The 21,801-nt window shown below is 48.1% G+C and carries 20 protein-coding genes; 15 read left to right on the top strand and 5 right to left on the bottom strand.

Annotated features, from left to right (window positions below; genetic code table 11):
- Window positions 1-82 precede the first annotated feature (82 nt).
- Window positions 83-922 (bottom strand): MurR/RpiR family transcriptional regulator, encoded by an 840-nt coding sequence (locus tag HGT70_RS15465; RefSeq protein ID WP_214196476.1) that lies wholly within the window; start codon window positions 920-922, stop codon window positions 83-85.
- Between the two features lie 122 nt (window positions 923-1,044).
- Between HGT70_RS15465 and HGT70_RS15460 the strand changes: the two genes are divergently transcribed.
- From HGT70_RS15460 to hpxZ, 4 genes are read left to right on the top strand one after another with little or no spacing between them, the layout of a single operon-like run.
- Window positions 1,045-2,631, top strand: coding sequence for a gamma-glutamyltransferase family protein (locus HGT70_RS15460; RefSeq protein WP_214196475.1), 1,587 nt, complete (start codon window positions 1,045-1,047; stop codon window positions 2,629-2,631).
- 9 nt (window positions 2,632-2,640) lie between these two features.
- The gene (hpxX, locus tag HGT70_RS15455) at window positions 2,641-2,826 is read left to right on the top strand and encodes an oxalurate catabolism protein HpxX (RefSeq protein WP_071431446.1); all 186 of its coding nucleotides are present in this window, start codon (window positions 2,641-2,643) and stop codon (window positions 2,824-2,826) included.
- Window positions 2,823-4,208 carry an AtzE family amidohydrolase gene (locus HGT70_RS15450; protein WP_214196474.1) on the top strand — a complete coding sequence of 462 codons (1,386 nt, stop codon included), beginning with the start codon at window positions 2,823-2,825 and terminating at the stop codon, window positions 4,206-4,208. The genes hpxX and HGT70_RS15450 overlap by 4 nt, the downstream gene beginning before the upstream one ends.
- 10 nt (window positions 4,209-4,218) lie before the next feature.
- The gene (gene hpxZ, locus HGT70_RS15445) at window positions 4,219-4,602 is read left to right on the top strand and encodes an oxalurate catabolism protein HpxZ (protein WP_071431449.1); all 384 of its coding nucleotides are present in this window, start codon (window positions 4,219-4,221) and stop codon (window positions 4,600-4,602) included.
- A gap of 35 nt (window positions 4,603-4,637) precedes the next feature.
- On the opposite strand, the gene puuE is transcribed toward hpxZ, so the two are convergent.
- Window positions 4,638-5,588 carry an allantoinase PuuE gene (gene puuE / locus HGT70_RS15440; RefSeq protein ID WP_214196473.1) on the bottom strand — a complete coding sequence of 317 codons (951 nt, stop codon included), beginning with the start codon at window positions 5,586-5,588 and terminating at the stop codon, window positions 4,638-4,640.
- 125 nt (window positions 5,589-5,713) lie between these two features.
- Between puuE and speG the strand changes: the two genes are divergently transcribed.
- Entirely contained in the window at window positions 5,714-6,268 is a 555-nt protein-coding gene (gene speG / locus HGT70_RS15435; protein WP_071431453.1) for a spermidine N1-acetyltransferase, read from the top strand.
- A 32-nt stretch (window positions 6,269-6,300) separates the two neighbouring features.
- Here the strand turns inward: speG and HGT70_RS15430 are convergent, their stop codons facing one another.
- Window positions 6,301-6,636, bottom strand: a complete 336-nt coding sequence (locus HGT70_RS15430; protein WP_071431455.1) for a DUF2002 family protein — start codon at window positions 6,634-6,636, stop codon at window positions 6,301-6,303.
- A 147-nt stretch (window positions 6,637-6,783) separates the two neighbouring features.
- Here HGT70_RS15430 and HGT70_RS15425 point away from each other — a divergent pair, with 147 nt between their 5' ends.
- From HGT70_RS15425 to emrB, 7 genes are all read left to right on the top strand, one after another.
- Window positions 6,784-7,098, top strand: a complete 315-nt coding sequence (locus tag HGT70_RS15425) for an ElaB/YgaM/YqjD family protein (RefSeq protein ID WP_071431457.1) — start codon at window positions 6,784-6,786, stop codon at window positions 7,096-7,098.
- A 334-nt stretch (window positions 7,099-7,432) separates the two neighbouring features.
- Window positions 7,433-8,629, top strand: a complete 1,197-nt coding sequence (proV, locus tag HGT70_RS15420) for a glycine betaine/L-proline ABC transporter ATP-binding protein ProV (RefSeq protein WP_214196472.1) — start codon at window positions 7,433-7,435, stop codon at window positions 8,627-8,629.
- Complete coding sequence (proW, locus tag HGT70_RS15415) at window positions 8,626-9,705, top strand: glycine betaine/L-proline ABC transporter permease ProW (protein WP_214196471.1); 1,080 nt, start codon at window positions 8,626-8,628, stop codon at window positions 9,703-9,705. Before proV ends, proW begins: the two co-directional genes overlap by 4 nt.
- A gap of 9 nt (window positions 9,706-9,714) precedes the next feature.
- On the top strand, window positions 9,715-10,692 hold the full coding sequence (proX, locus tag HGT70_RS15410) for a glycine betaine/L-proline ABC transporter substrate-binding protein ProX (RefSeq protein ID WP_214196470.1): 978 nt from the start codon (window positions 9,715-9,717) through the stop codon (window positions 10,690-10,692).
- A gap of 257 nt (window positions 10,693-10,949) precedes the next feature.
- Window positions 10,950-11,480 carry a transcriptional repressor MprA gene (gene mprA / locus HGT70_RS15405; protein ID WP_071431465.1) on the top strand — a complete coding sequence of 177 codons (531 nt, stop codon included), beginning with the start codon at window positions 10,950-10,952 and terminating at the stop codon, window positions 11,478-11,480.
- Between the two features lie 99 nt (window positions 11,481-11,579).
- Window positions 11,580-12,749, top strand: a complete 1,170-nt coding sequence (gene emrA / locus HGT70_RS15400) for a multidrug efflux MFS transporter periplasmic adaptor subunit EmrA (RefSeq protein ID WP_214196469.1) — start codon at window positions 11,580-11,582, stop codon at window positions 12,747-12,749.
- 5 nt (window positions 12,750-12,754) lie between these two features.
- Complete coding sequence (gene emrB / locus HGT70_RS15395; protein ID WP_071431470.1) at window positions 12,755-14,299, top strand: multidrug efflux MFS transporter permease subunit EmrB; 1,545 nt, start codon at window positions 12,755-12,757, stop codon at window positions 14,297-14,299.
- Between the two features lie 57 nt (window positions 14,300-14,356).
- Here emrB and HGT70_RS15390 read toward each other — a convergent pair whose 3' ends face one another.
- Window positions 14,357-15,463, bottom strand: coding sequence for a tRNA/rRNA methyltransferase (locus HGT70_RS15390; protein ID WP_071431472.1), 1,107 nt, complete (start codon window positions 15,461-15,463; stop codon window positions 14,357-14,359).
- 162 nt (window positions 15,464-15,625) lie between these two features.
- On the opposite strand from HGT70_RS15390, the gene HGT70_RS15385 reads away from it, so the two are divergent.
- The 3 genes from HGT70_RS15385 to pssA all read left to right on the top strand — a co-directional run bounded on the left by HGT70_RS15385 (window position 15,626) and on the right by pssA (window position 20,238).
- Window positions 15,626-16,324: a tRNA-uridine aminocarboxypropyltransferase gene (locus tag HGT70_RS15385; RefSeq protein ID WP_071431474.1), complete on the top strand. Its 699-nt coding sequence runs from the start codon at window positions 15,626-15,628 to the stop codon at window positions 16,322-16,324.
- Between the two features lie 23 nt (window positions 16,325-16,347).
- Window positions 16,348-18,801 carry a bifunctional acetate--CoA ligase family protein/GNAT family N-acetyltransferase gene (locus HGT70_RS15380; RefSeq protein ID WP_214196468.1) on the top strand — a complete coding sequence of 818 codons (2,454 nt, stop codon included), beginning with the start codon at window positions 16,348-16,350 and terminating at the stop codon, window positions 18,799-18,801.
- An 81-nt stretch (window positions 18,802-18,882) separates the two neighbouring features.
- Window positions 18,883-20,238, top strand: coding sequence for a CDP-diacylglycerol--serine O-phosphatidyltransferase (gene pssA / locus HGT70_RS15375; protein WP_071431478.1), 1,356 nt, complete (start codon window positions 18,883-18,885; stop codon window positions 20,236-20,238).
- A 38-nt stretch (window positions 20,239-20,276) separates the two neighbouring features.
- Here the strand turns inward: pssA and HGT70_RS15370 are convergent, their stop codons facing one another.
- Window positions 20,277-21,572: an MFS family transporter gene (locus tag HGT70_RS15370; protein ID WP_071431480.1), complete on the bottom strand. Its 1,296-nt coding sequence runs from the start codon at window positions 21,570-21,572 to the stop codon at window positions 20,277-20,279.
- Window positions 21,573-21,801: the final 229 nt, after the last annotated feature.

Here is a 21,801-nt window from a genome sequence, read left to right as displayed (position 1 = left end):
TCGTTACTGCACCTGAGTGGTTCACAAGAGGTTGAACCAGAAAACGCACTACAATGACGCATTGCACCAAAATTGCGCCCCATCACCGCTGCTCAAGTTCTTCTAGAGCCTGGTAACTTTCAGCGATCTTATGGATCCGTTGTCGGCCAGTTTCTAATGTCGAGTGCAGTAATGCATTTGCGAGTAATGTGACGAAGCTCATCGCTGCGCCATAGCAATCGAATGCCGACACGCTTTCCAGCGGAGTGGCAAATTGCCATGTCGCGAGGCCTTGGATGCTCAATGCTTGAGGCTCAGAAAGTGTTACCACCTTCACCCCTTGGCCTTGGAGGAGGAGGAGGAGTTTTTTGATTACCGCGGGGCGACGCCGAAAAGCAATGACGATGACAACATCTTGCGGACCATAATCCACTAATTCTTCAGAAAGTGTCTGTCCAGGGGTTGGAAATAAGCTAACTTGGGCGCGTGTTTGAATGAGCTGCGCACGAAGATGCAGGGCGACAGGATACGCATTACGATAACCCACAACTCCTACGTGTCGTGCCTGATTGATGGCATTAATTGCCGCGGCAAATTCGTCGGCCTGTAGATGCGTGGTCCAATGCAGGAGATTTGCCATCTCCTGCTTATAGTGTCTAGCCAGCAACGTGTCGCCGTGTACGATATCTTTTGGTTCGGTTAACGGCATCCCACTTTGCCGTAGGACGCGTAACTCCTCATACATATCTTTATATTTTTCATATCCCAGCCGCTTAAACAGCCTGCTTACCGTCGCTTTCGAGACCCCACTTACCCGCGCTAATTCGGCACTGTTATAACTGATTAGATCATCAAAGTGGTCGACAACGAAATCGGCTACCCGCTTCTCTTGCGGCGTTAAGCTATCGTACTGGCTCGCTAGTCGCTGATTTAAGGGGATCATAATTACTCCTGTAACGAATATTTCACTAGAGCAAGCAGGATTTAGACCACTCTGAAATTTTTTTTTCATCTCGGTATACATCTTGCTTAGTTATTGCCTTTATCGTGCGTGGATAGAGAACAATGATTCAAAGCAACGTAGCTCCTAATGGAATGGTAGTCACCCCACACCACCTCGCGAGTAGTAGCGCCTTGGCTATTTTGCGTCAGGGTGGCAATGCCCTGGAGGCCATGGTTGCGGCTGCTGCAACGATTGCCGTCGTTTATCCGCATATGAATGGATTGGGAGGCGATGGTTTTTGGCTAATTATCCCACCCACTGGCGATCCGATTGCGATTGATGCAAGTGGTGCCGCCGGGTCATTAGCCACCGTTGATAAGTATCATCCGCAGGCGACGATTCCGTTTCGTGGGCCTCAGGCCGCGTTAACGGTAGCCGGAACGGTTAGCGGTTGGCAGCTCGCCTTAGACTATGCCCAAGAGCATTTCCCTACCTCACTCCCGTTATCTACCCTACTGGCCGATGCGATTCACTATGCAGAGTTAGGTATTCCAGTCACAGCTTCCCAGGCCGACGCCACATCGAGTAAAGCGGCTGAACTGAGCGATCTACCAGGATTTAGTGACATTTATTACCCCAATAACCGCGCGCCGTTAGCCGGTGAGCGCTTACGCCAGCCAGACTTAGCAGGGAGTTTGAAAATATTGGCCAAAGAAGGGCTAGAAAGCTTCTATCGTGGCACCCTGGGGGAAAAAATTGCTACGGGTATGGAACAGCTTGGTATGCCAATTACCGCGCAAGACCTTTCAGAGCATCGGGCCCGCTATAAAACACCGCTGAAAGTCGAGCACTCTTGCGGGACGGTTTATAACCTCGCACCGCCTACACAAGGGCTGGTCTCTCTGGCTATTCTCGGTATTCTCGACCGCTTTGATCTTGCTAAATGCGATGAAATCCAGACCATTCACCGCATTGTCGAAGCCACGAAGATCGCTTTTTCCCTGCGTGATCAACATATTACCGATCCCAAAGATATTGACGTTGACTTGCAACAGCTCTTAGCTGCAAGTCACCTCGATTCACTCGGTCAGCAACTGGATACCGAGCAGGCGGCTGCATGGGGTGAACCACTGCTTCCCGGGGATACGGTATGGATGGGGGTAACCGATCAATTCGGCTACTCGGTGTCATTTATTCAAAGTATTTATCATGAATTCGGTAGCGGTGTCGTAATCCCTAAAACGGGTATTTTATGGCAAAACCGCGGTGCCGCTTTTAGCTTAGAAACCGGCCATCCACGCTGCCTGGCACCGAGAAAATACCCTTTCCATACTCTTAATCCTGCCGCCGCCAAATTAAAGGATGGTCGAACCTTAGTATATGGATCCATGGGCGGTGATGGGCAGCCGCAAACTCAAGCTACGTTGTTTACACGTTATGTCCAACAGAACCACCCCCTGCAAACCGCAATCAGCGCACCGCGCTGGTTACTCGGCAGAACTTGGGGAAATGCCTCCGATTCCCTGAAACTCGAGGGCCGGTTTAGCGAAGAGACGTATCAGGGACTACGTACTTTAGGCCACCGCACTGAACGATTAGCCCCATGGAGTGAAGCGGTGGGACATGCGGGAGCCATCGTTCGCCACCCCAACGGCCTTGTTGAGGGGGCCAGTGACCCTCGCAGTAATGGCAGCGCTGCCGGCTATTAAGGAGTCATCATGACGACAACTATCGATTGGCCAAGCTATATTGCGCAGATGAGCCTATTGCTCGATCTGCAACTCCCCCCTGATCGCCAGGCGGAACTTGCCATTGAGCTTTCTCGCATCGCAGAGATTGCCGCCCCCCTCATGGCTTACCCCTTGGACGACCGTCAAGAAGTTGGAGGGGTATGGAAGCTATGAATTACGCCTCATTATCCATCAAAGAATTACATCGGCGCTGGGTAACAAAACAGCTTAATGCGATAACGGTGACCGAATCGTGTCTCGATGCTATCCATGCCGTTAATCCGCAACTCAACGCCTGGACGACGATTACCGCCTCAAGAGCCTTACACGCAGCACAGCAATTGGATCGACAGCGCGATAACGGCGGAGATTTTGCTGCGTTAGCCGCAATCCCTTATGCCGTCAAAAATCTTTTTGACGTACACGATGAGGTCACGCTAGCCGGTGCTGAGCTGTTTAGCCAGTCACCTGTAGCAGCTGAAGATGCGTGGGCGATTCAGAAGCTCAACCAGTCAGGAGCGATCCTCACCGGTATGCTTAATATGGATGCCTATGCTTATGGCTTCACTACCGAAAATAGTCATTATGGGGCGTGCCGCAATCCGCTTGAGACTTCCCGCATCGCGGGGGGTTCTTCAGGCGGTTCCGCTGCCGCTGTCGCTGCTGGTCTTGTACATTTTTCGTTAGGCACGGATACCAATGGATCAATACGAGTACCGGCCTCGTTATGTGGTGTCTTTGGATTGAAGCCGACCTTCGGCCGCCTCTCACGCCGTGGTAGCCACCCATTCGTTGCGAGTCTTGATCATATCGGACCATTAGCACGCCGTGTCGACGACCTCGCATTAGTTTACGATCATCTACAAGGCCACGATACCCAAGACCGCTTTCAATCCAATCAGCCGATCAATCTGGTATCGGAACAACTTGGAAAAAGAAAAAAACCGCTACGCGTTGCGGTATTAGGGGGCTATTTTACCCGTTTAGCCGATGGTGAAGCACGCGCTATTACCGCTGCAGTGGCGGGCGCTCTCGGTGCGGATAGAGAAGTGGAACTCGTCGATGCCGAATTAGCCCGTGCAGCGGCTTTCTTGCTCACCGCCAGTGAAGGAGGCAGTCATTATCTTAATGCGTTACGCACGAGTCCCGAACGTTTCGAGGTTAATTCTCGTGAGCGCTTACTCGCAGGCTGTATGCTTCCTGCCAGTTGGCCGATGCAGGCGCAGCGCTTTCGCGAACACTTCACTCGCCAGATACTCGCCCTCTTCGAGCAGTTCGATCTATTAATCGCCCCAGCGACGCCCTGCGCCGCGCCGCTTATCGGTCAGGCATCGATAGAAATTCAAGGGAAGACTCTTCCGGCCAAAGCGAGTATGGGGATGCTCGCCCAACCTATCTCTTATGTCGGATTACCCGTATGCACGGCCCCAGTTCGTACCGCTAATGGACTATCGATTGGCGTGCAATTGATCGCCGCGCCCTATCAAGAAGCTATCGCGCTAGAAGCAGCTTGGCAGCTAGAGCAAGCAGGAATAACGTTGCACCATCACTTTTAGGACATAATTAATGCTAGAAAATACGATTAATCACCCAGATGTTGTGGCCGAGGTTACACGGCAATTTGCACGTTATGAACAGGCATTAACGACTAACGATACCGAGGTACTGGACGAGCTATTTTGGCACAGCTCGCATACGGTTCGTCTCGGCGCTGGGGAGAATCTTTACGGCATTGCAGAGATCCAAGCCTTCCGTGCCACAAGGCCGGCGGTAAACTTAGATCGTAAGTTAAGAAACACCGTCATTACGACCTACGGTGAGGCGATGGCGGTCTGTAGCACAGAGTTTACGCGGGAACATACTGAGAAGGTGGGTCGTCAACAACAGACGTGGGTGAAATTTGCTGAGGGATGGCGTATCGTTGCCGCCCACGTGAGCCTCATGAGTTAGCTGAGAGGGGGCATCCCCCCCTCTCTTATAGTCTACTAAGGAGCGGGATGGTGCGTGACCCAATGTTCAGCAATTTGCTGTCGTGTACAGATCCACACATCTGGGTATTGCTGAATATGATCTAAAAAACGCTGCAGGGCACGAAATTTACCTGGCCGCCCCAAGAGGCGGCAGTGCATCCCAATGGATAACATTTTGGGCGCAGTGGCCCCCTCTTCATAGAGGACGTCAAAACTATCACGCAGATAGGTGAAGAATTGCTCCGCGGTATTAAAGCCTTGCGGTGTCGCAAAACGCATATCATTACATTCAAGGGTGTAAGGAATGACGAGATGAGCATGCTGCTGCCCCGACTGAGTCGTGATCGGCATCCAAAAAGGTAAATCGTCGCCGTAATAGTCGCTATCGTAAAGGTAATCGCCACGTTCCACCAGCAGTCGCCGTGTATTCGGGCTATCGCGGCCGGTATACCAACCAACCGGCGGTTTACCGAATAATTCGGTCAGAACTGCCGTCGCTTTATCCATATGTTCGGCCTCTTGCTCTGCCGACATGGATTGATAATGGATCCAGCGCCAACCATGGCTGACCACGTCGTAATCAGCCTCTTTAATCGCGGAGACTATCTCAGGATGACGGGCGAGAGCCATCGCTACCCCAAATACGGTTAACGGTAATCCTCGGCGTTGGAATTCTTGATGAATACGCCAAAATCCTGCGCGTGAGCCATACTCATAGAGTGAATCCATCGACATATGACGATCAGGGTAGCTAGCGGCGCCGATAATATCTGACAAGAACTGTTCTGAACCCGCGTCGCCGTGCTCAACATGGTTTTCAGCACCTTCTTCATAATTGAGTACAAATTGAACGGCAACCCGCGCATTATTCGGCCACGTGACGGTAGGGGGGTTACCCGCGTAGCCAACGAGGTCGCGCGAATAGGTTGGCGCAAGAAGATCTTTGATTACTTCGTTACCCTTCATCTACACTACTCCATGAATCAAAAAACGATATCGTGAAACGATAGTTGCAAAGCCTATGCCAACTTGTTGTGCAGAGGAGAGACCGACACGGTATTCTTTCGAGCTTCTTTTAATAAGGCTATATGATGACCATCAAACTTCGTCCCCTAGAACGTGAAGACCTTCGTTTCGTCCATCAACTAGACAATAATGCCACTGTGATGCGCTACTGGTTTGAAGAGCCATACGAAGCCTTCGTTGAACTGTCCGATCTTTACGACAAACATATTCATGATCAGAGCGAACGACGGTTCGTCATTGAACACGAGGGAGAGAAAGCAGGATTAGTCGAGCTTGTCGAAATCAACCATATCCACCGCAGAGCGGAATTTCAGATCATTATCGCCCCCGATCATCAGGGAAAAGGATTAGCCAACCAAGCCACTCGGGCGGCAATGGAGTACGGATTCTCCGTTCTTAATCTCTACAAGCTCTATTTAATTGTGGATAAAGAGAATGAAAAAGCCATCCATATTTATTCGAAACTGGGTTTTGAAACAGAAGGGATTTTAAAGCAGGAATTTTTTATCAATGGCACCTATCGTGACACACTGAGGATGTGTATTTTCCAACCCCAGTACTTAGCAAAGTTCCATAGCGGTAATGACCAAGGTTCGTTACTACCGCCGACAGCGCAATAGCGGAACGACCCGCCATTGTGCCTTATACGAGCTTATCCAAACATGCTACACAAATATCGCTCCAGCGCTATGCGTGAACTAAAGCCATGTGGGATGCCGTAGTGTTCTTGATTATCGCTAGCGGGATAATGCGGAAACTCTTTATAGTGATCGCAGGTTTTTAAATCTGAAGTTGGCTCCGCAAAGTTCCGGCTGCGCTCTTTAAGGGTAGGATGGATGACTAAGGCTGTCCTGCCTAAACGCGCCTCACGGTTTACATACACATAGTGGTCAGCGCGACGATAACCGTAGGTCTTAGGGGTAACAACATCCACCTCAAAGCCTGCTTTCTCTAACACCTTAGCCACTTCATCCGGTCGCAAATACATATTAAAACTCCTTAACTTTATTATTGGCGAACTTTACCCTAGCGCGGTAAGCATGTAGTTCAGATCATTCGGAATTTTCTCTAAGATTATACAAATTAGAAAAGCTGTCTATACTTATTAACACGAATTCAAATCCTGGAGAATATAATGGCTAAGAAATTACAACAATATGATTTACCAGAAGATAACGCCGATGTTCAAGAGCTGGCTGACTCGTTAGAGGCACTGTTGAACTCTTATGGCGACGACGCTAAAGAAGGGTTTGAAGAGGCGCGCGGTAACGCAGAACGTCTGCTGAATAAAACGCGCGCGAGTTTTAAAGAGGGTAAAAAATCCCTTCGCGAAAATTTATGTGACTCAGGTTGCCAAGCGACTGAGTGGGTTCAAGACAACCCGGCTTCAGCCTTAGGGATCACAGCAGCGGTAGGCTTCGTTTTCGGGCTCCTGCTATCACGTAAGTAGTATTCTATCCCTCCTTCGGGAAACATAAAACCAGCGCACCGCGCTGGTTTTTTTTTGCTTTTTTGTAAGAAAAGTGTCCTTCCCCCCCCCAAAATTTAGTTAGCTATCAAATTATTAGCCTAGCATTTAATGATTAATTTTTTTTATTAAAAAATCATCCCCTAACTACTTGTAACCCCTAAGAAAATTCCCATATCAATGCATATATATGCAATATTTTTTGCATAAAAAAGGTTGTCAATGCATCTCACTATGATAGTTTTAATTAACTTTCTCACCCATGAAAATAATAAATTGATGATTAAATAGAAAATAACAGGGAATAACCGTAAACATGACAATAAAACTTCAAGTCAAAAATTTGCATAAAATTTTTGGGCATCATCCTGAGCGTGCCTATAAATTACTCGAGCAGGGTGACGACAAAGAAACCATTCTCGATAAAACCGGCTTATCAGTCGGTGTGAATAATGTTGATCTCACTATTCATGAAGGTGAAATTTTCGTCATCATGGGGCTTTCGGGGTCAGGCAAATCGACTCTCGTGAGATTATTAAATCGCTTAATTACCCCGACTCGTGGGCAAGTTCTCATTGATGGACAAGACATCGCGAGTGTCTCAGAGAAAACTCTACGAGAAATCCGCCGGACCAAAATTAGTATGGTCTTCCAATCCTTTGCTCTGATGCCCCATATGACCGTTCTCGACAATACCGCCTTCGGTATGACCTTAGCAGGCGTAGAGAAAAATCAGCGACTGAGTAAAGCATTAGAAGCCCTGAGACAAGTGGGCTTAGAGAAGTATGCGCAAGCCTGGCCCGATCAGCTTTCTGGAGGCATGCGACAACGCGTCGGTCTCGCGAGAGCTTTAGCAAACGACCCCGATATTTTGCTCATGGACGAGGCCTTCTCAGCCCTCGATCCACTGATCCGTACCGAGATGCAAGACGAATTGGTCAAACTCCAAGCCAAGCAACAGCGTACTATCGTCTTCATTTCTCACGATCTCGACGAAGCGATGCGTATTGGTGATCGTATTGCGATTATGCAAAACGGCCAAGTGGTACAGGTCGGCACGCCAGATGAGATTCTAAACCAACCCGCCAATGCCTATGTCGAAACATTCTTCCGAGGTGTCGACATCAGCCAGGTATTTAGTGCGAAAGATATCGTGAAACCTGCCACGGGTTCGATTATCCATCGCGCCACCGGGCTAGGGCCTAAGTCCACCTTAAAATTACTCACCGATCAGGATCGAGATTACGGTTATATCCTCAATAAACAGCGTTTTGAGGGTATTGTCACTGCAGAGAGTTTGCAGCGCGTGATAAAGGAAAATGCCTCCTTGGAGCAGGCTTATTTATCTCATGTTCCCCCTTTACAAGCAGGGACAGCGTTAAGCGACCTCTTCGCGCCCGTTGCACAAGCGCCGTGTGCACTGCCCGTCGTCGATGAGACACAACAATTCTTAGGTATCATTTCGAAAAGTACACTACTCACAGCATTAAACCGGGAGGGCGGCAACGCATGACCACGACAACCAACGATCCTTGGAATACAGATTCCAGCACACCTACCAGTAGCGATCCGTGGAGCGGAAATAACGAGGCTGCGTCCAGCGCTGCCCCCTCCCCCGATCATAATGATTGGTTAACGAGTGCACCGGTCGAACATCATAACTTTTCGTTAAGCGATCCTTTCCACACTACGCTAATCCCTCTCGATCACTGGGTAACCGTCGGGATAAATGGGCTCGTTGATCACTGTCGTCCTTTGTTCCAGGGTATACGACTACCGGTGGACTACATCCTGAGCAGTTTCCAGCAGCTACTCACACATATCCCAGCCCCCGCAGCCATTGTGTTGTTTTCGATGATCGCCTGGCAGCTAACCTCTGCCCGGATGGGAATCGGCACGTTATTGGCGCTTATATTTATCGGCTGTATAGGTGCTTGGAACGATGCGATGATTACCTTATCACTCGTACTGACATCGCTGCTTTTCTGCCTAGTTATCGGTCTACCGCTAGGGATCGCTCTGGCGCGCAGCGATCGCACGGCGAGATTCGTACGGCCATTCTTAGATGCAATGCAAACAACGCCTGCTTTTGTTTATTTAGTCCCTATTGTCATGCTGTTTGGGATCGGTAATGTGCCAGGTGTCGTGGTCACGATTATTTTTGCGGTCCCCCCCATCATCCGTTTGACTATCTTAGGTATAAAGCAAGTTCCTGAGGATCTTATCGAAGCGAGTCAATCCTTCGGTGCTAGCCCACGCCAGATGCTATGGAAAGTACAGCTCCCTATCGCGATGCCATCAATCATGGCGGGAATTAACCAAACCCTAATGCTCGCGCTCTCGATGGTCGTTATCGCATCGATGATTGCAGTAGGAGGATTAGGTCAAATGGTATTACGCGGTATTGGTCGGCTTGATATGGGACAAGCGTCCATCGGTGGCGTCGGGATCGTTATTCTTGCCATTATTTTAGATCGCTTAACGCAATCCTTCGGCGTCGATAAACGTCATCTGCGCTATAACCGTTGGTATCATGTAGGCCCCATTGGTCTACTCACCGCTCCTTTCCGTCAATCCACCCACCGCTGAGAACTGATTATGCGTAAATTTATACTCACCTCTGTCGCTATGACCCTCTTTACCAGTGTTGGCAGCTATGCCGCTCCTCTTCCTGGACAGGGCAAGGTCGTAAAACCTATTCAAAGTACGATTACCGAAGAAACGTTCCAGACTTTACTGGTCAGCCGAGCCTTGGAAAAACTAGGCTACACAGTGACTGCACCGGAGGAAGTCGATTATAATGTGGGATATACCTCTATCGCCAAAGGCGATGCGACCTTTATGGCCGTAAACTGGCAGCCACTCCAGGAGAATATGTTCGATGCGGCGGGCGGGGATAAGACTTTTTATCGCGAAGGGCATTATGTTACGGGTGCCGCTCAAGGATATCTCATCGATAAGAAGACAGCAGAGCACTACCATATTACTAACATCGAACAGCTAAAAGATCCCACTATCGCAAAGCTCTTTGATAGCAATGGAGATGGTCGTGCCGATCTGACCGGATGTACGCCAGGCTGGGGATGCGATACGACGATAGCCTATCAAATAAAAGCGTACCAGCTAGAAAAAACAGTCTCCAATAACCAAGGAAACTATGCCGCGATGATGGCTGATACGATCACGCGCTATCAACAAGGTAAGCCCATTCTCTATTATACCTGGACGCCTTTTTGGGTCAGTGATGTCCTTAAACCTGGTAAAGACGTAGTGTGGCTAGAGGTTCCCTTCTCTGCAGATCCGCAGAAATTGGAGACTAAACTCCCCAATGGGAAGAACTACGGTTTTCCGGTTAATAGTATTAACATCATCGCAAACAAACAGTGGGCAAATAGCAATCCTCAGGCTGCAAAACTCTTCGCTGAGATGAAACTCCCGCTAGCGGATATCAATGCTGAGAATGCGGCAATGCGTGCTGGCCAAAGCTCCGAAGACGATATCAATCGCCATGTCGATGGCTGGATAAAAAGTCATCAGGCATTATTCGATCAGTGGATCACCGCGGCCTTACAGTAAGTTGATCTGTCTTTATAAGAGCCCATTAGGGCTCTTTTCTATTATGCATTTTTTGCCCAAATTCCCTCTCTAATCTCATACATACTATCCTCCGCCGTGACGTGACTAGATAATTAGTGTTGTAGTAATCATCATGGTTATCTTTTCTCTGGTAATCAGTTTCATTCTGTGACAACGTTATCGGTTAAATAATTACCCTTTCGACTGCCTTTCATGGCAACGATAAGTCAGTATTCAGCTGTAAAATGAGGTGTACCTTGGACAGTTCTTTTGAACCAATTGAGAAAATGTTATCCAATTTGTCATCGCGTCATGACAATTACCCGGTACGCGTGGTACTACTGACACGTTTACACATGCATATTCAAACTAAACTCCTTGAAAATCGTAATAAAATGCTGCGAGATCGCGGGCTCAACGATACGATATTTAATGCCTTACTCACTCTAGATGCCTGCGAGAATCAGAGTATTCAACCATCAGAGCTCAGCTCTGCGTTAGGGTCTTCACGTACCAATGCGACTCGCGTTGCTGATGAGCTACAAAAGCGCGGCTGGGTAGAGCGTCGTGAAAGTGACAACGATCGCCGTTGTTTACACCTTCATCTCACCGACGCAGGCTATGAGTTTCTATGCGAAATTCTGCCTCCACAATATGATAGCTTTCAAGAAGTATGGGGTATTCTCTCCACCGAGGAGCAGAATCAGTTAGAAACTATTTATCGAAAATTACTGAACCACCTCGATACGTTACCTCACCCCTCGACCCCTAGTCGTGAACAAGAGTAGCGATCGCGAACCTTCTTTTTATAGTCGTTATTTTTTATTGATACACTTCGCCTAAGGTCGAAGTGTTTTTAATGTACCGTTTATTGCAGGATTTAGTTGATGAGCACTATTGATACCGCAACTCCCCCTAACACACCTCCCGTGAAAAAAAGACGTAAGCCTTTACTATTGCTCTTAGCCGTTGCATGTATTGTTGTCGCGATCGCTTACGGCCTATATTGGTTTTTAGTCTTAAGCCACCAGCAAAATACCGATGATGCTTACGTCGCGGGTAACCAAATTCAAATATCCCCGCAAGTCTCGGGGAGTGTAAGTAAGGTATGGTTCGATAATACCGATTTAGTTCACCGTGGGGACATCTTGGTCTCACTGGACAAAACAGATGCTATTCAAGCACTAAATAAATCTGAAACCGCCTTAGCCAGTAGCGTGCGTCAAGTTCGCCAATTAATGATTAATAATCGCCAGTACCAAGCCAACATCGCGTTGAAACGTACAGCGCTAGCGCAAGCCGAGGCTGATTTAGCGCGCCGCGAACCGCTAGCACAGCGTCAGCTGATCGGTAGAGAGGAGCTGCAGCACGCCAGAGATACCGCTGCTAGTGCGAGAGCCTCTCTCGACGTTGCTATCCAGCAACTGAATGCCAACCAAGCAATGACCTTAGATACCCCCTTAAATCAACAGCCAATGGTACAACAAAGTGCTGCAGCCGTTCGAGATGCTTGGCTGGCGTTGCAACGTACCGATATTCGTAGCCCGATCGATGGATATGTTTCTCGTCGTAGCGTTCAGGTTGGGGCTCAAATTACTCCAAGTAGCGCCTTGATGGTGGTGGTACCTAGCCAGGAATTATGGGTCGATGCTAATTTTAAAGAGACACAACTGTCTGACGTGAGGATCGGCCAGCCCGTCACTCTCACGGCAGATATCTATGGTGATTCCGTCATCTACCACGGTAAGGTCGTTGGCTTAGATATGGGTACCGGGAGCGCATTTTCCCTTCTCCCCGCCCAGAACGCCACAGGGAACTGGATTAAGGTCGTCCAACGACTGCCGGTGCGCGTATCGCTCAATCCGGAGGATCTGCAGCGCCACCCTCTACGTATTGGGCTTTCTACTCAAGTCACCATCGATATCAGTAATACCTCTGGGCAAGCGTTAGCGACGGTGATGCGTAAGCGCCCGGCCTACGAAAGCAATGCTTTAACTCTACAACTGCAACAAGCTGACCAACTGATTCAACGAATCATTACCGCTAATGCGGAGTAACTGTCATGGCTTATAACGAGAGACCGCCTTTAGAACGCGCTCAATTAATCTTGATGACTATCGCGTTATCACTCGCGACCTTTATGCAAGTGCTGGACTCGACTATCGCAAACGTCGCCATTCCAACGATTGCGGGAGACTTGGGGGCATCGAATACGCAAGGTACGTGGGTTATCACCTCATTTGGCGTTGCGAATGCTATTTCGATCCCGCTAACGGGATGGCTTGCCCGTCGCTTTGGGGAAGTTAAACTCTTTATTGCCTCCACCGCGGCGTTTGCCATCGCTTCTTGGGCTTGTGGTATATCGAACAGTTTGACGATGTTGATTATCTTCAGGGTAATCCAGGGGTTAGTCGCAGGCCCATTAATTCCTCTATCGCAAAGCCTACTTCTTAACAATTACCCGCCCGCTAAGCGAAGCATGGCGATGTCTCTATGGGCGATGACGGTGATTGTTGCCCCAATTTGTGGGCCTATTTTAGGCGGTTGGATCAGCGATAATTACCACTGGGGATGGATTTTTTTTATTAACGTTCCAATTGGTATCATCGTGGTTTTACTTGCCGTAAAAACACTCGCCAAGCGAGATACACCGACGCGTAAACAACCCATTGATATCGTCGGCTTAGTGATGCTGACCTTAGGAATCGGCTGTCTACAAGTTATGTTGGATAGGGGGAAAGAGCTAGATTGGTTCAGTTCGACAGAAATCGTCACCCTCACGGTCGTGGCCGTGGTTGCTTTACTGATACTCATCATTTGGGAACTGACCGACGAACACCCGATCATCGATTTATCGTTATTTAAGTCGCGTAACTTCACCATTGGCTGTGGATCGATTAGCTTAGCGTACATGCTCTATTTCGGCACCATCGTGCTGTTACCCCAGCTACTGCAAGAGGTGTTCGGCTATACGGCAACATGGGCTGGCTTAGCCTCAGCCCCAGTAGGGATCCTTCCCGTTATTCTTTCTCCGATTATTGGACGTTTCGCTCCACGTATCGATATGCGCTATCTCGTTACCTTCAGCTTCATTATGTATGCGGTCTGTTTCTATTGGCGGGCCTATACTTTCGAGCCGGGGATGAGTTTTGCCGATGCGGCCTGGCCACAATTTATCCAAGGCTTCGCAGTGGCCTGCTTCTTTATGCCGTTGACGACCATTACCTTAGCGGGGCTTTCATCGGAAAGAATTGCTGCGGCCTCTGGCCTATCTAATTTTATCCGAACGCTAGGGGGCTCGATTGGTACGTCGATTACCACTACGTTGTGGACTAACCGAGAGGCTATGCATCATAGCCAACTGACGGAGTCGATTACTGCTTATAACCCTAACGCACAGCAAAGTTATCAGCAACTTGAGGCGTTGGGAATGAGTCATTCCCAGGCATCTGGCTATATTGCCCAGCAGATCACTAACCAGGGTTTAATCATCTCGGCGAATGAAATATTTTGGGCAGCAGGCGGAATATTTGTCATATTGCTTGTCGTCATCTGGTTCGCGAAACCGCCGTTCCATTCGGGCGGTGGCGGTGGTGGCGCCCATTAAAAAAGCGCCTTTCGGCGCTTTCGGTTAATAATTAAGCCGGGTTAACCGGCCTGATTATTAGGCTTTCTGCTGACGCCACCATTCCCCTAATAGGATCCCGGCAGCCACTGAAACGTTCAAGCTTTCAATTTTACCCGTCCCGCCAATCGAAAGACTCATATCGCCTTGACGTAACGTTTCCTCATGAAGCCCCTCGCCTTCTTGCCCTAGGACTAGAACAGTCTTCGCGGGGAACGACGCCGAGGCTAACGGTTGGCCTTCATGGCTAGAGGTTGTAACAATACTGTATCCCGCGCGACGAAAAGCATCGAGGCCTTGATGGAAAGAAGGAGCAGTAACGGCGCGTACATGTTCAGCGCCGCCCTCTGCAGTCCTGACGGCTGCACCTGACTCCAAAATATTCGCATCGTTCACGAGGATTGCTTTCGCACCAAAGTGCGCACAACTCCGCATGATTGCACCTAGGTTGTGAGGATTCCCCACATTTTCTAGCGCCACAACACAGTCTTTCTCTTCGGCTTGTGCCAACCAAGCTGCAACATCAATACCCGTTTGCTTCTTGATGATAAAGCACACGCCGCCATGGTGTTCTGTACCGGCAGCCTTGGCTAACTCGCTATCGTCAACGACATGATAGGCTTTACGGTTGGCCGCTAACCAGCGCAGAGTCTCACGAAAACGGGGGGTAACGCTCTGTACAAACCAAGCACGAACGATTGCCTCTGGTCGGCTTTGGAAAAGCGCCTGACACGCATTTTCACCATAAACGCGAGTTTCTTCTTGGCGCTGACGACGCAATTGCTCAGGATCGATATAGCTCTTCGCCGTTAACCCTTCTTCAGCATTCGTATCTACTGCTGACTCTGTTTGCTCCGAGGGGCGCTTAGAGACGGTACGCCAAGGTGAATCGTTACGTTGTGAAGATGATTCATTACGACGCGAGAAACTATCCTCACGGCGAGAAGAAGAGTCGCTACGACGCGAAGAAGACTCATCACGACGCGAAGAGGAAGATGAACGACGATCAGTCGGCGCCTTGCGGTCCGGCGTGCGACCACCTTTACCGGTCCGCGGGTTACCGCTACTACGTGAAGAAGTCGCTTCTTCACCGCGAACATACATTACTTTTACTTTACTGCTTTTACTTTTATTTTCGTCGTTCATCACATTCTCCTGTTACTGAGCGCGCAGATTACCTGATGTCCGCCCGCTTAGCTATCTTCTTTGTCGGCGAATTAACGATCACTCTAGCAGAAATCCTTTTATCGCGTAGCATCCCCTGCTTAACTCAATTAAACTGTATTTTTTATTCAGTATCGACTCATTATGACCCACTGTAATGCTGTACTACAACTTCGTGCACAGCGCTTGGCCATGGCTACGCGTCCGTTTCTTGCACGGGGAAATCGCGTTAATCGCTGCCAACGGTGTCTGTTACCGCAGGTTAACTGTCTCTGTTTGACGATACAACCTCAAAACGCCCGCAGTCGTTTCTGTCTAGTGATGTATGATACCGAGCCGATGAAGCCCAGCAATACGGGGCGCTTAATCGCCGATATTTTACCGTCGACCCTCGCTTATCAATGGTCCAGAACCGCCTTTAACGATAAAGATTTTCTAGAGAATATCGTACCGAATTATCAACCGATGGTCGTTTTTCCTGCAAGTTATGCACAGCCGGAACGCGTTGTATTAGACCAGCCACCCCTCACGGGTAAACCTCCGCTGTTTATTATGCTGGATGGTACGTGGACCGAGGCGCGCAAGATGTTTCGTAAAAGCCCGTGGTTAAACGACTTTCCTATGATCTCCGTTAATGTCACGACACCTAGTCAATATACCCTACGCGAAGCACATAGTGATGAGCACCACTGTACCGCAGAGATAGCCGCAGCCTTGCTTGCGCAAGCGGGAGATCAGGCAGCAGCTAACCACTTAATTCAGCACTTTTCGTTATTTCGTGAACGATATTTAGCGGGTAAACCTCATCATCCTGTTCACGCTCGGGATCCGTCACCTTTATAGAGGCCGCCGCTAACGGAGGAGTCATGAGTCAACTCGGTTTAGAAGCACTACTAAAACCCAAGTCTATCGCCGTGATTGGCGCATCACAAAAGATAGGTCGTGCGGGTAATCTGTTGATGAAAAATCTATTGGCCGGAGGTTTCTCTGGAGCAATATTACCCGTAAACCCTCACTATGCCGCCGTCTGTGGGGTAATGGCTTACGCCACAATATCAGAGCTTCCGTTAGTGCCTGACTTGGCAATACTTTGTACCCATGCCCGGCGTTTAACGCAGCTTATTGATGAACTAGGGCATAAAGGATGCCCTAGTTGCATTATTCTTTCAGCTTCAAAGGAGCATTTCTCCGAACTTTCTGAACAAGCGGCACGCTGGAACATGCGCTTATTAGGCCCTAATAGTCTGGGATTGATTGCCCCCTATCAAGGGCTTAATGCTAGCTTCTCACCCGTGCCTGTTGGTCGTGGCAATGTCGCCTTCATTGCTCAGTCAACCGCTGTTGCCAATACAATCCTCGATTGGGCGCAACAGCGGAAAATTGGGTTTTCTTGGTTTATTGCGCTGGGTGATGGCTTAGATATCGATAGCGATGATCTTCTCGATTTTTTAGCGCGAGATACGAAAACTCACGCTATTTTGATCGCACTTGAACATTTAAATGATGCACGCCGTTTCGTCTCAGCAGCACGTAGTGCATCGCGTAACAAACCTATCGTGATGTTTAAAAGCGGTAGAAGTCGCGCAGCGAGGTTACTCGTCGGCAACGAAGGGACCTTCGATGGAACTTGGGATGCAGCAATTCAACGGGCAGGGATGTTACGGGTTTATGATTCTCACGAACTCTTCTCGGCTGTCGAATCCTTAAGCCATATGCGTCACTTGAAAGGAGAGTCTCTCTTTATCATCAGTAATGGCGTAGCGCCTGCCGCTTTAGCGTTGGATGTCTTAGAGCAGCGTCAAGGAACCTTACTACAGATTACTCCGTCGACACATCAACGCTTACGCGCGTGTTTACCCGAAACGATTCCAATCACCAATCCCCTTGATCTTAAAGATGATGCCACAACCAAGCTATATTTGGCTGTAACGGCTATTTTACTCGATAGCCCAGAGGCTGAGGCTATTATGGTGATCCATGCTCCTAGCGCGGTTTCCCCTGCCAGCGAATGTGCGGAAAAACTATCGAATCTTTACAACCAACATCCAAGAGCCAAATATAAAACGTTGCTGACTAACTGGTGCGGTGAATATTCGTCACAAGCTGCTCGAGCAATATTTTCTCAAGCCAGAATTCCAACTTGGCGGACCCCCGAAGGTACAGTGACCGCATTTATGCACCGTGTCGCCTACCATCGCAACCAGAAGCAACTTAGAGAAACCCCCGCTAGGCTGGCAGTACAACCTTATGGTCGTGACGATATTCGTCAATTACTACAGCATTACATTGCCAAAACACAGTTTTCCCTAGAAGGCTCTGAGTTAATCGCTTTATTACAAAATTATGGTTTCACACAGGCAAAGAAGGTCGACCCGACTGAGAGTGAAAAAGATAGGCAGTCACTACGCATCGTTGTACAACACGATCCGCTATTTGGGCCAATTATGTTAGTGGGCGAACAGAGTGCAATGTGGCAAGAGGATAGACAAGCCGTAACGGCGCTTCTACCGCTGAATATGGCGCTTGCTAACCACCTTATCGCACAGGCTATCCAGCAACATAAACTCTTCCGGCGCTGGGAAATCTCTTCTCCTAGGCTGTCTGAGTTAAGTGAGATGATCGTACAACTTTCGGATCTTATGATCGACTGCCCAGAAATAGATCACTGCCTACTCGACGGGTATATTGATAAAAATAATACGTTAGCGGTGGTGGAGGGGAAAATTACCTTGCGCAGCTTCGCCGGGGACAGTGAAGATCGATTGGCCATTCGCCCGTATCCTCAAAAATTTGAGCAATGGGTTGAACTGAAAGATGGGCGCAATGCGCTGTTTAGGCCGATCCTCCCTGAAGATGAACCCCAGCTACTCGCCTTTATTGGCCGTGTAACGAAAGAAGATCTCTATTATCGTTATTTCAGCGAAATTAATGAATTCACACACGATGATTTAGCGACCATGACTCAAATCGACTATGACCGTGAGATGGCGTTCGTTGCCGTCATTGAAGAAAACGGCGTGGAAACCATCATTGGAGTAACTAGGGCTATTTCAGACAGTGATAACATCGATGCAGAATTCTCAATATTAGTGAGGTCGGACCTAAAACGCTTAGGGTTGGGGAAAAAACTACTTGAGAAGATGGTAAGTTACACGCGAGATCATGGTTTAAAACAGCTAAATGGGATTACTATGCCAAATAATACCGGGATGATAGCCTTAGCTCGACAGCTGGGTTTTAGCTGTAAAAACAATGTTGAAGATGGCATCGTAAGCCTACGCTTAACGCTATTACCGCCAACAGAAAGTCACCCTGGCTAATACTTTTAATGGTATAGTAACGGGTTAGGGTTCCCATGCTTTATCATATTTTTCGACCTCTACTAGAAGAAGCGTAATGCGATGTTGCCAAAAAATAAAATGAATTCACACCAGCGATACCTTGCAGAACTTCCGAAACTGCCACAATCAATCACTGACTTTTCATTTTTGTACTCTGCAGCGGAATTTCATCACACGCTTTTAGAAAAAATCGCCCAGGCTAAATCAAGAATATGCCTAGTCGCCCTCTATCTCGAAAATGATGAGGCTGGGCAATCAGTCATGGCCGCGCTTTATCAGGCTAAGCACGCGAACCCGCAGCTAGATATTAGTATTTGTGTCGATTGGCATCGAGCTCAACGTGGCAGAATCGGTGCTGCTCGCGGAGAAACTAATGCAGATTGGTATTGTCGCTTAGCTGAACAGGCCGGGGAGTTAGCCATTCCGGTATACGGTATTCCAGTCAATACGCGTGAAGCACTGGGCGTGTTGCATTTGAAGGGTTTTATCTTCGATGATACGGTGGTGTATAGTGGCGCAAGCATTAATAATGTCTATCTACAATATGACCAGCGGTATCGCTATGACCGCTACCAAATCATCAAAAACCCTGCATTAGCGAATATCATGTTTGACTGGATTAGTGCTAATCTCAAACAGTCAGATGCAGTACACCGCTTAGATCTCGAAGATCGTCCGACTAGCCTTGAGATTAAAAACGAAACCAAAATTTTTCGACAAGAGCTAAGAACGTTCAATTATGAACTCGACGACCTCGCCCATGAGCCTCAGTTGGCGGTTACCCCATTAGCAGGCTTAGGCAAACGTAGTTTACTTAACCAGACTATTTTTCATTTAATGCCTGCGACTGAAGAAAAATTAGTTATCTGTACACCTTATTTCAATCTGCCGGCTATTCTCGTTAGGCATATCATTCGCCTGCTTCGCCAAGGGAAAGAGGTCGAGATCATCGTTGGAGACAAAACGGCGAACGATTTTTATATTCCACCGGAAGAGCCTTTTAAAGTTATCGGAGCACTCCCCTATCTCTATGAGATTAACCTGCGTCGCTTTGCTAGCCGACTACAATATTACCTTGAGAATGAAAAGTTAACTATTCGCTTGTGGAAAGATGCAGCAAACAGCTATCACTTAAAAGGGATCTGGGTCGATAACGAATGGATGCTACTAACCGGCAATAATCTTAACCCAAGGGCATGGCGGTTAGATCTCGAAAATGCAATTTTGGTGCATGACCCTGAACACTTACTGGCTGAACAGAAGTCGAAAGAACTCGCCCTTATTCGCGAAAATACTACAATATTACGACAGTTCCACGACTTAGAGAGTATTTCGGAATATCCTAATAGGATCCGCAAACTAATACGTCGCCTACGCCGTATTAGAATCGATAAATTGATTAGCCGTATTCTGTAGTCTTCTCTGCCAGCTAGCCTGGCAGAGAGTCTTCTTTTCTACAGTCGCTCGACACTCTTCTTATTAGGGAGTGTCAGGCTTATCAATAACACAACAATTCCCATCGCGGTGACATACCAGAAAAAACTCGATTCAATCCCCTTCTGTTTCAAAGCTAGTGCCACGAATTCAGCCGAACCACCAAATATTGCATTGCCAATAGCATAGGGTAAGCCGACCCCTAGGGCACGCAATTGCGGAGGAAAAAGCTCGGCTTTCAATAGGCCACTGACAGAGGTATAAAAACTGCATATCACCAGGGCTAATAAGAGTAATAGGAATATAAGGAATAAACTATCAACCCTAGTCAAATAGACCATAATCGGAACAGTGAAGAGTATTATGCCTACTGCGAAAATAATTACTGATAATTTACGTCCAATTTTATCTGATAATGCTCCCGCTATCGGCTGCAGAAACATAAAAGCAAGAAGTACTCCGGTCATCAGCATACTGCCCATCTTCGGATCGAGGCCGATGCTATTGATTAGGTATTTCTGCATATAAGTCGTGAATGTATAAAAACTTAACGACCCTCCGGCTGTAATTCCAATCACTTTAATGAAAGGGCGCCAATGGTGTCGTAAGAGATAGGATAAACTCCCGGCATTTTTATTTGCGCGTTGGGTTTCATCACTTGTCTCGTGAAGCGACTTTCTCAACCATAGTGCAACGATCGACAATACAGCGCCAATCATAAATGGGATACGCCAACCCCAAGCCCGAAGGCTATCGTTATCAAGGAGTTGTTGCAGAATGACGACTGTTAGAACAGCTAAGAGTTGCCCGCCAATCAAGGTCACATACTGAAAGGAAGAATAGAATCCTTTTTTACCTTCTGTCGCGATTTCGCTCATATAAGTTGCGCTAGCGCCATATTCTCCACCAACGGAAAGCCCCTGTAGCATTCTAACAAGTAGCAGCATCACTGGGGCAATTAGCCCAATGCGATCATAGCCGGGTAAACAGGCTATCACTAGCGAGCCAAAACACATCATATAGACCGATATCAGCATTGATTTTTTACGTCCAAAACGATCGCCGATGAAGCCAAACAACCAACCGCCTATGGGTCGCATTAAAAATCCCGCAGCAAAAACGCCTGCGGTTTGAAGTAGCTGCGTCGTGGCATCCCCTTTCGGAAAGAAGATATGTGCGAAATATATGGAGAAAAAGGAATAAACGTAAAAGTCGAACCATTCGACTAGGTTTCCTGACGAGGCACCCACAATAGCCTTGATTCTTTGGACATTACTCAGCGACGCAACCGGTGATGGCGCCTGTTGTCTGATCATAGCGGGAACCCCTAATTAGTTGATTTTTTATGTGAAGACCAATCAGAATAAGAGGTTGATAAATAAAGTAAAGTAATGTTTTCATTAGTTGCGGGGATAAACTGCATTTTGTTGCTTATTCACAATTCCCAATGCAAAAAGGCCATCCGTTAGGATGGCCTTTTTGTCTATTTGGATGCCTGGCAGTTCCCTACTCTCGCATGGGGAGACCCCACACTACCATCGGCGC

Origin of the sequence: Rosenbergiella collisarenosi (assembly GCF_018494085.1) — a bacterium.
GTDB classification, from domain to species: Bacteria; Pseudomonadota; Gammaproteobacteria; order Enterobacterales; family Enterobacteriaceae; genus Rosenbergiella; species Rosenbergiella collisarenosi.
The sequence above is the reverse complement of the archived record's forward strand: the minus strand, read 5'-3'. Positions and strand labels throughout refer to the sequence as shown.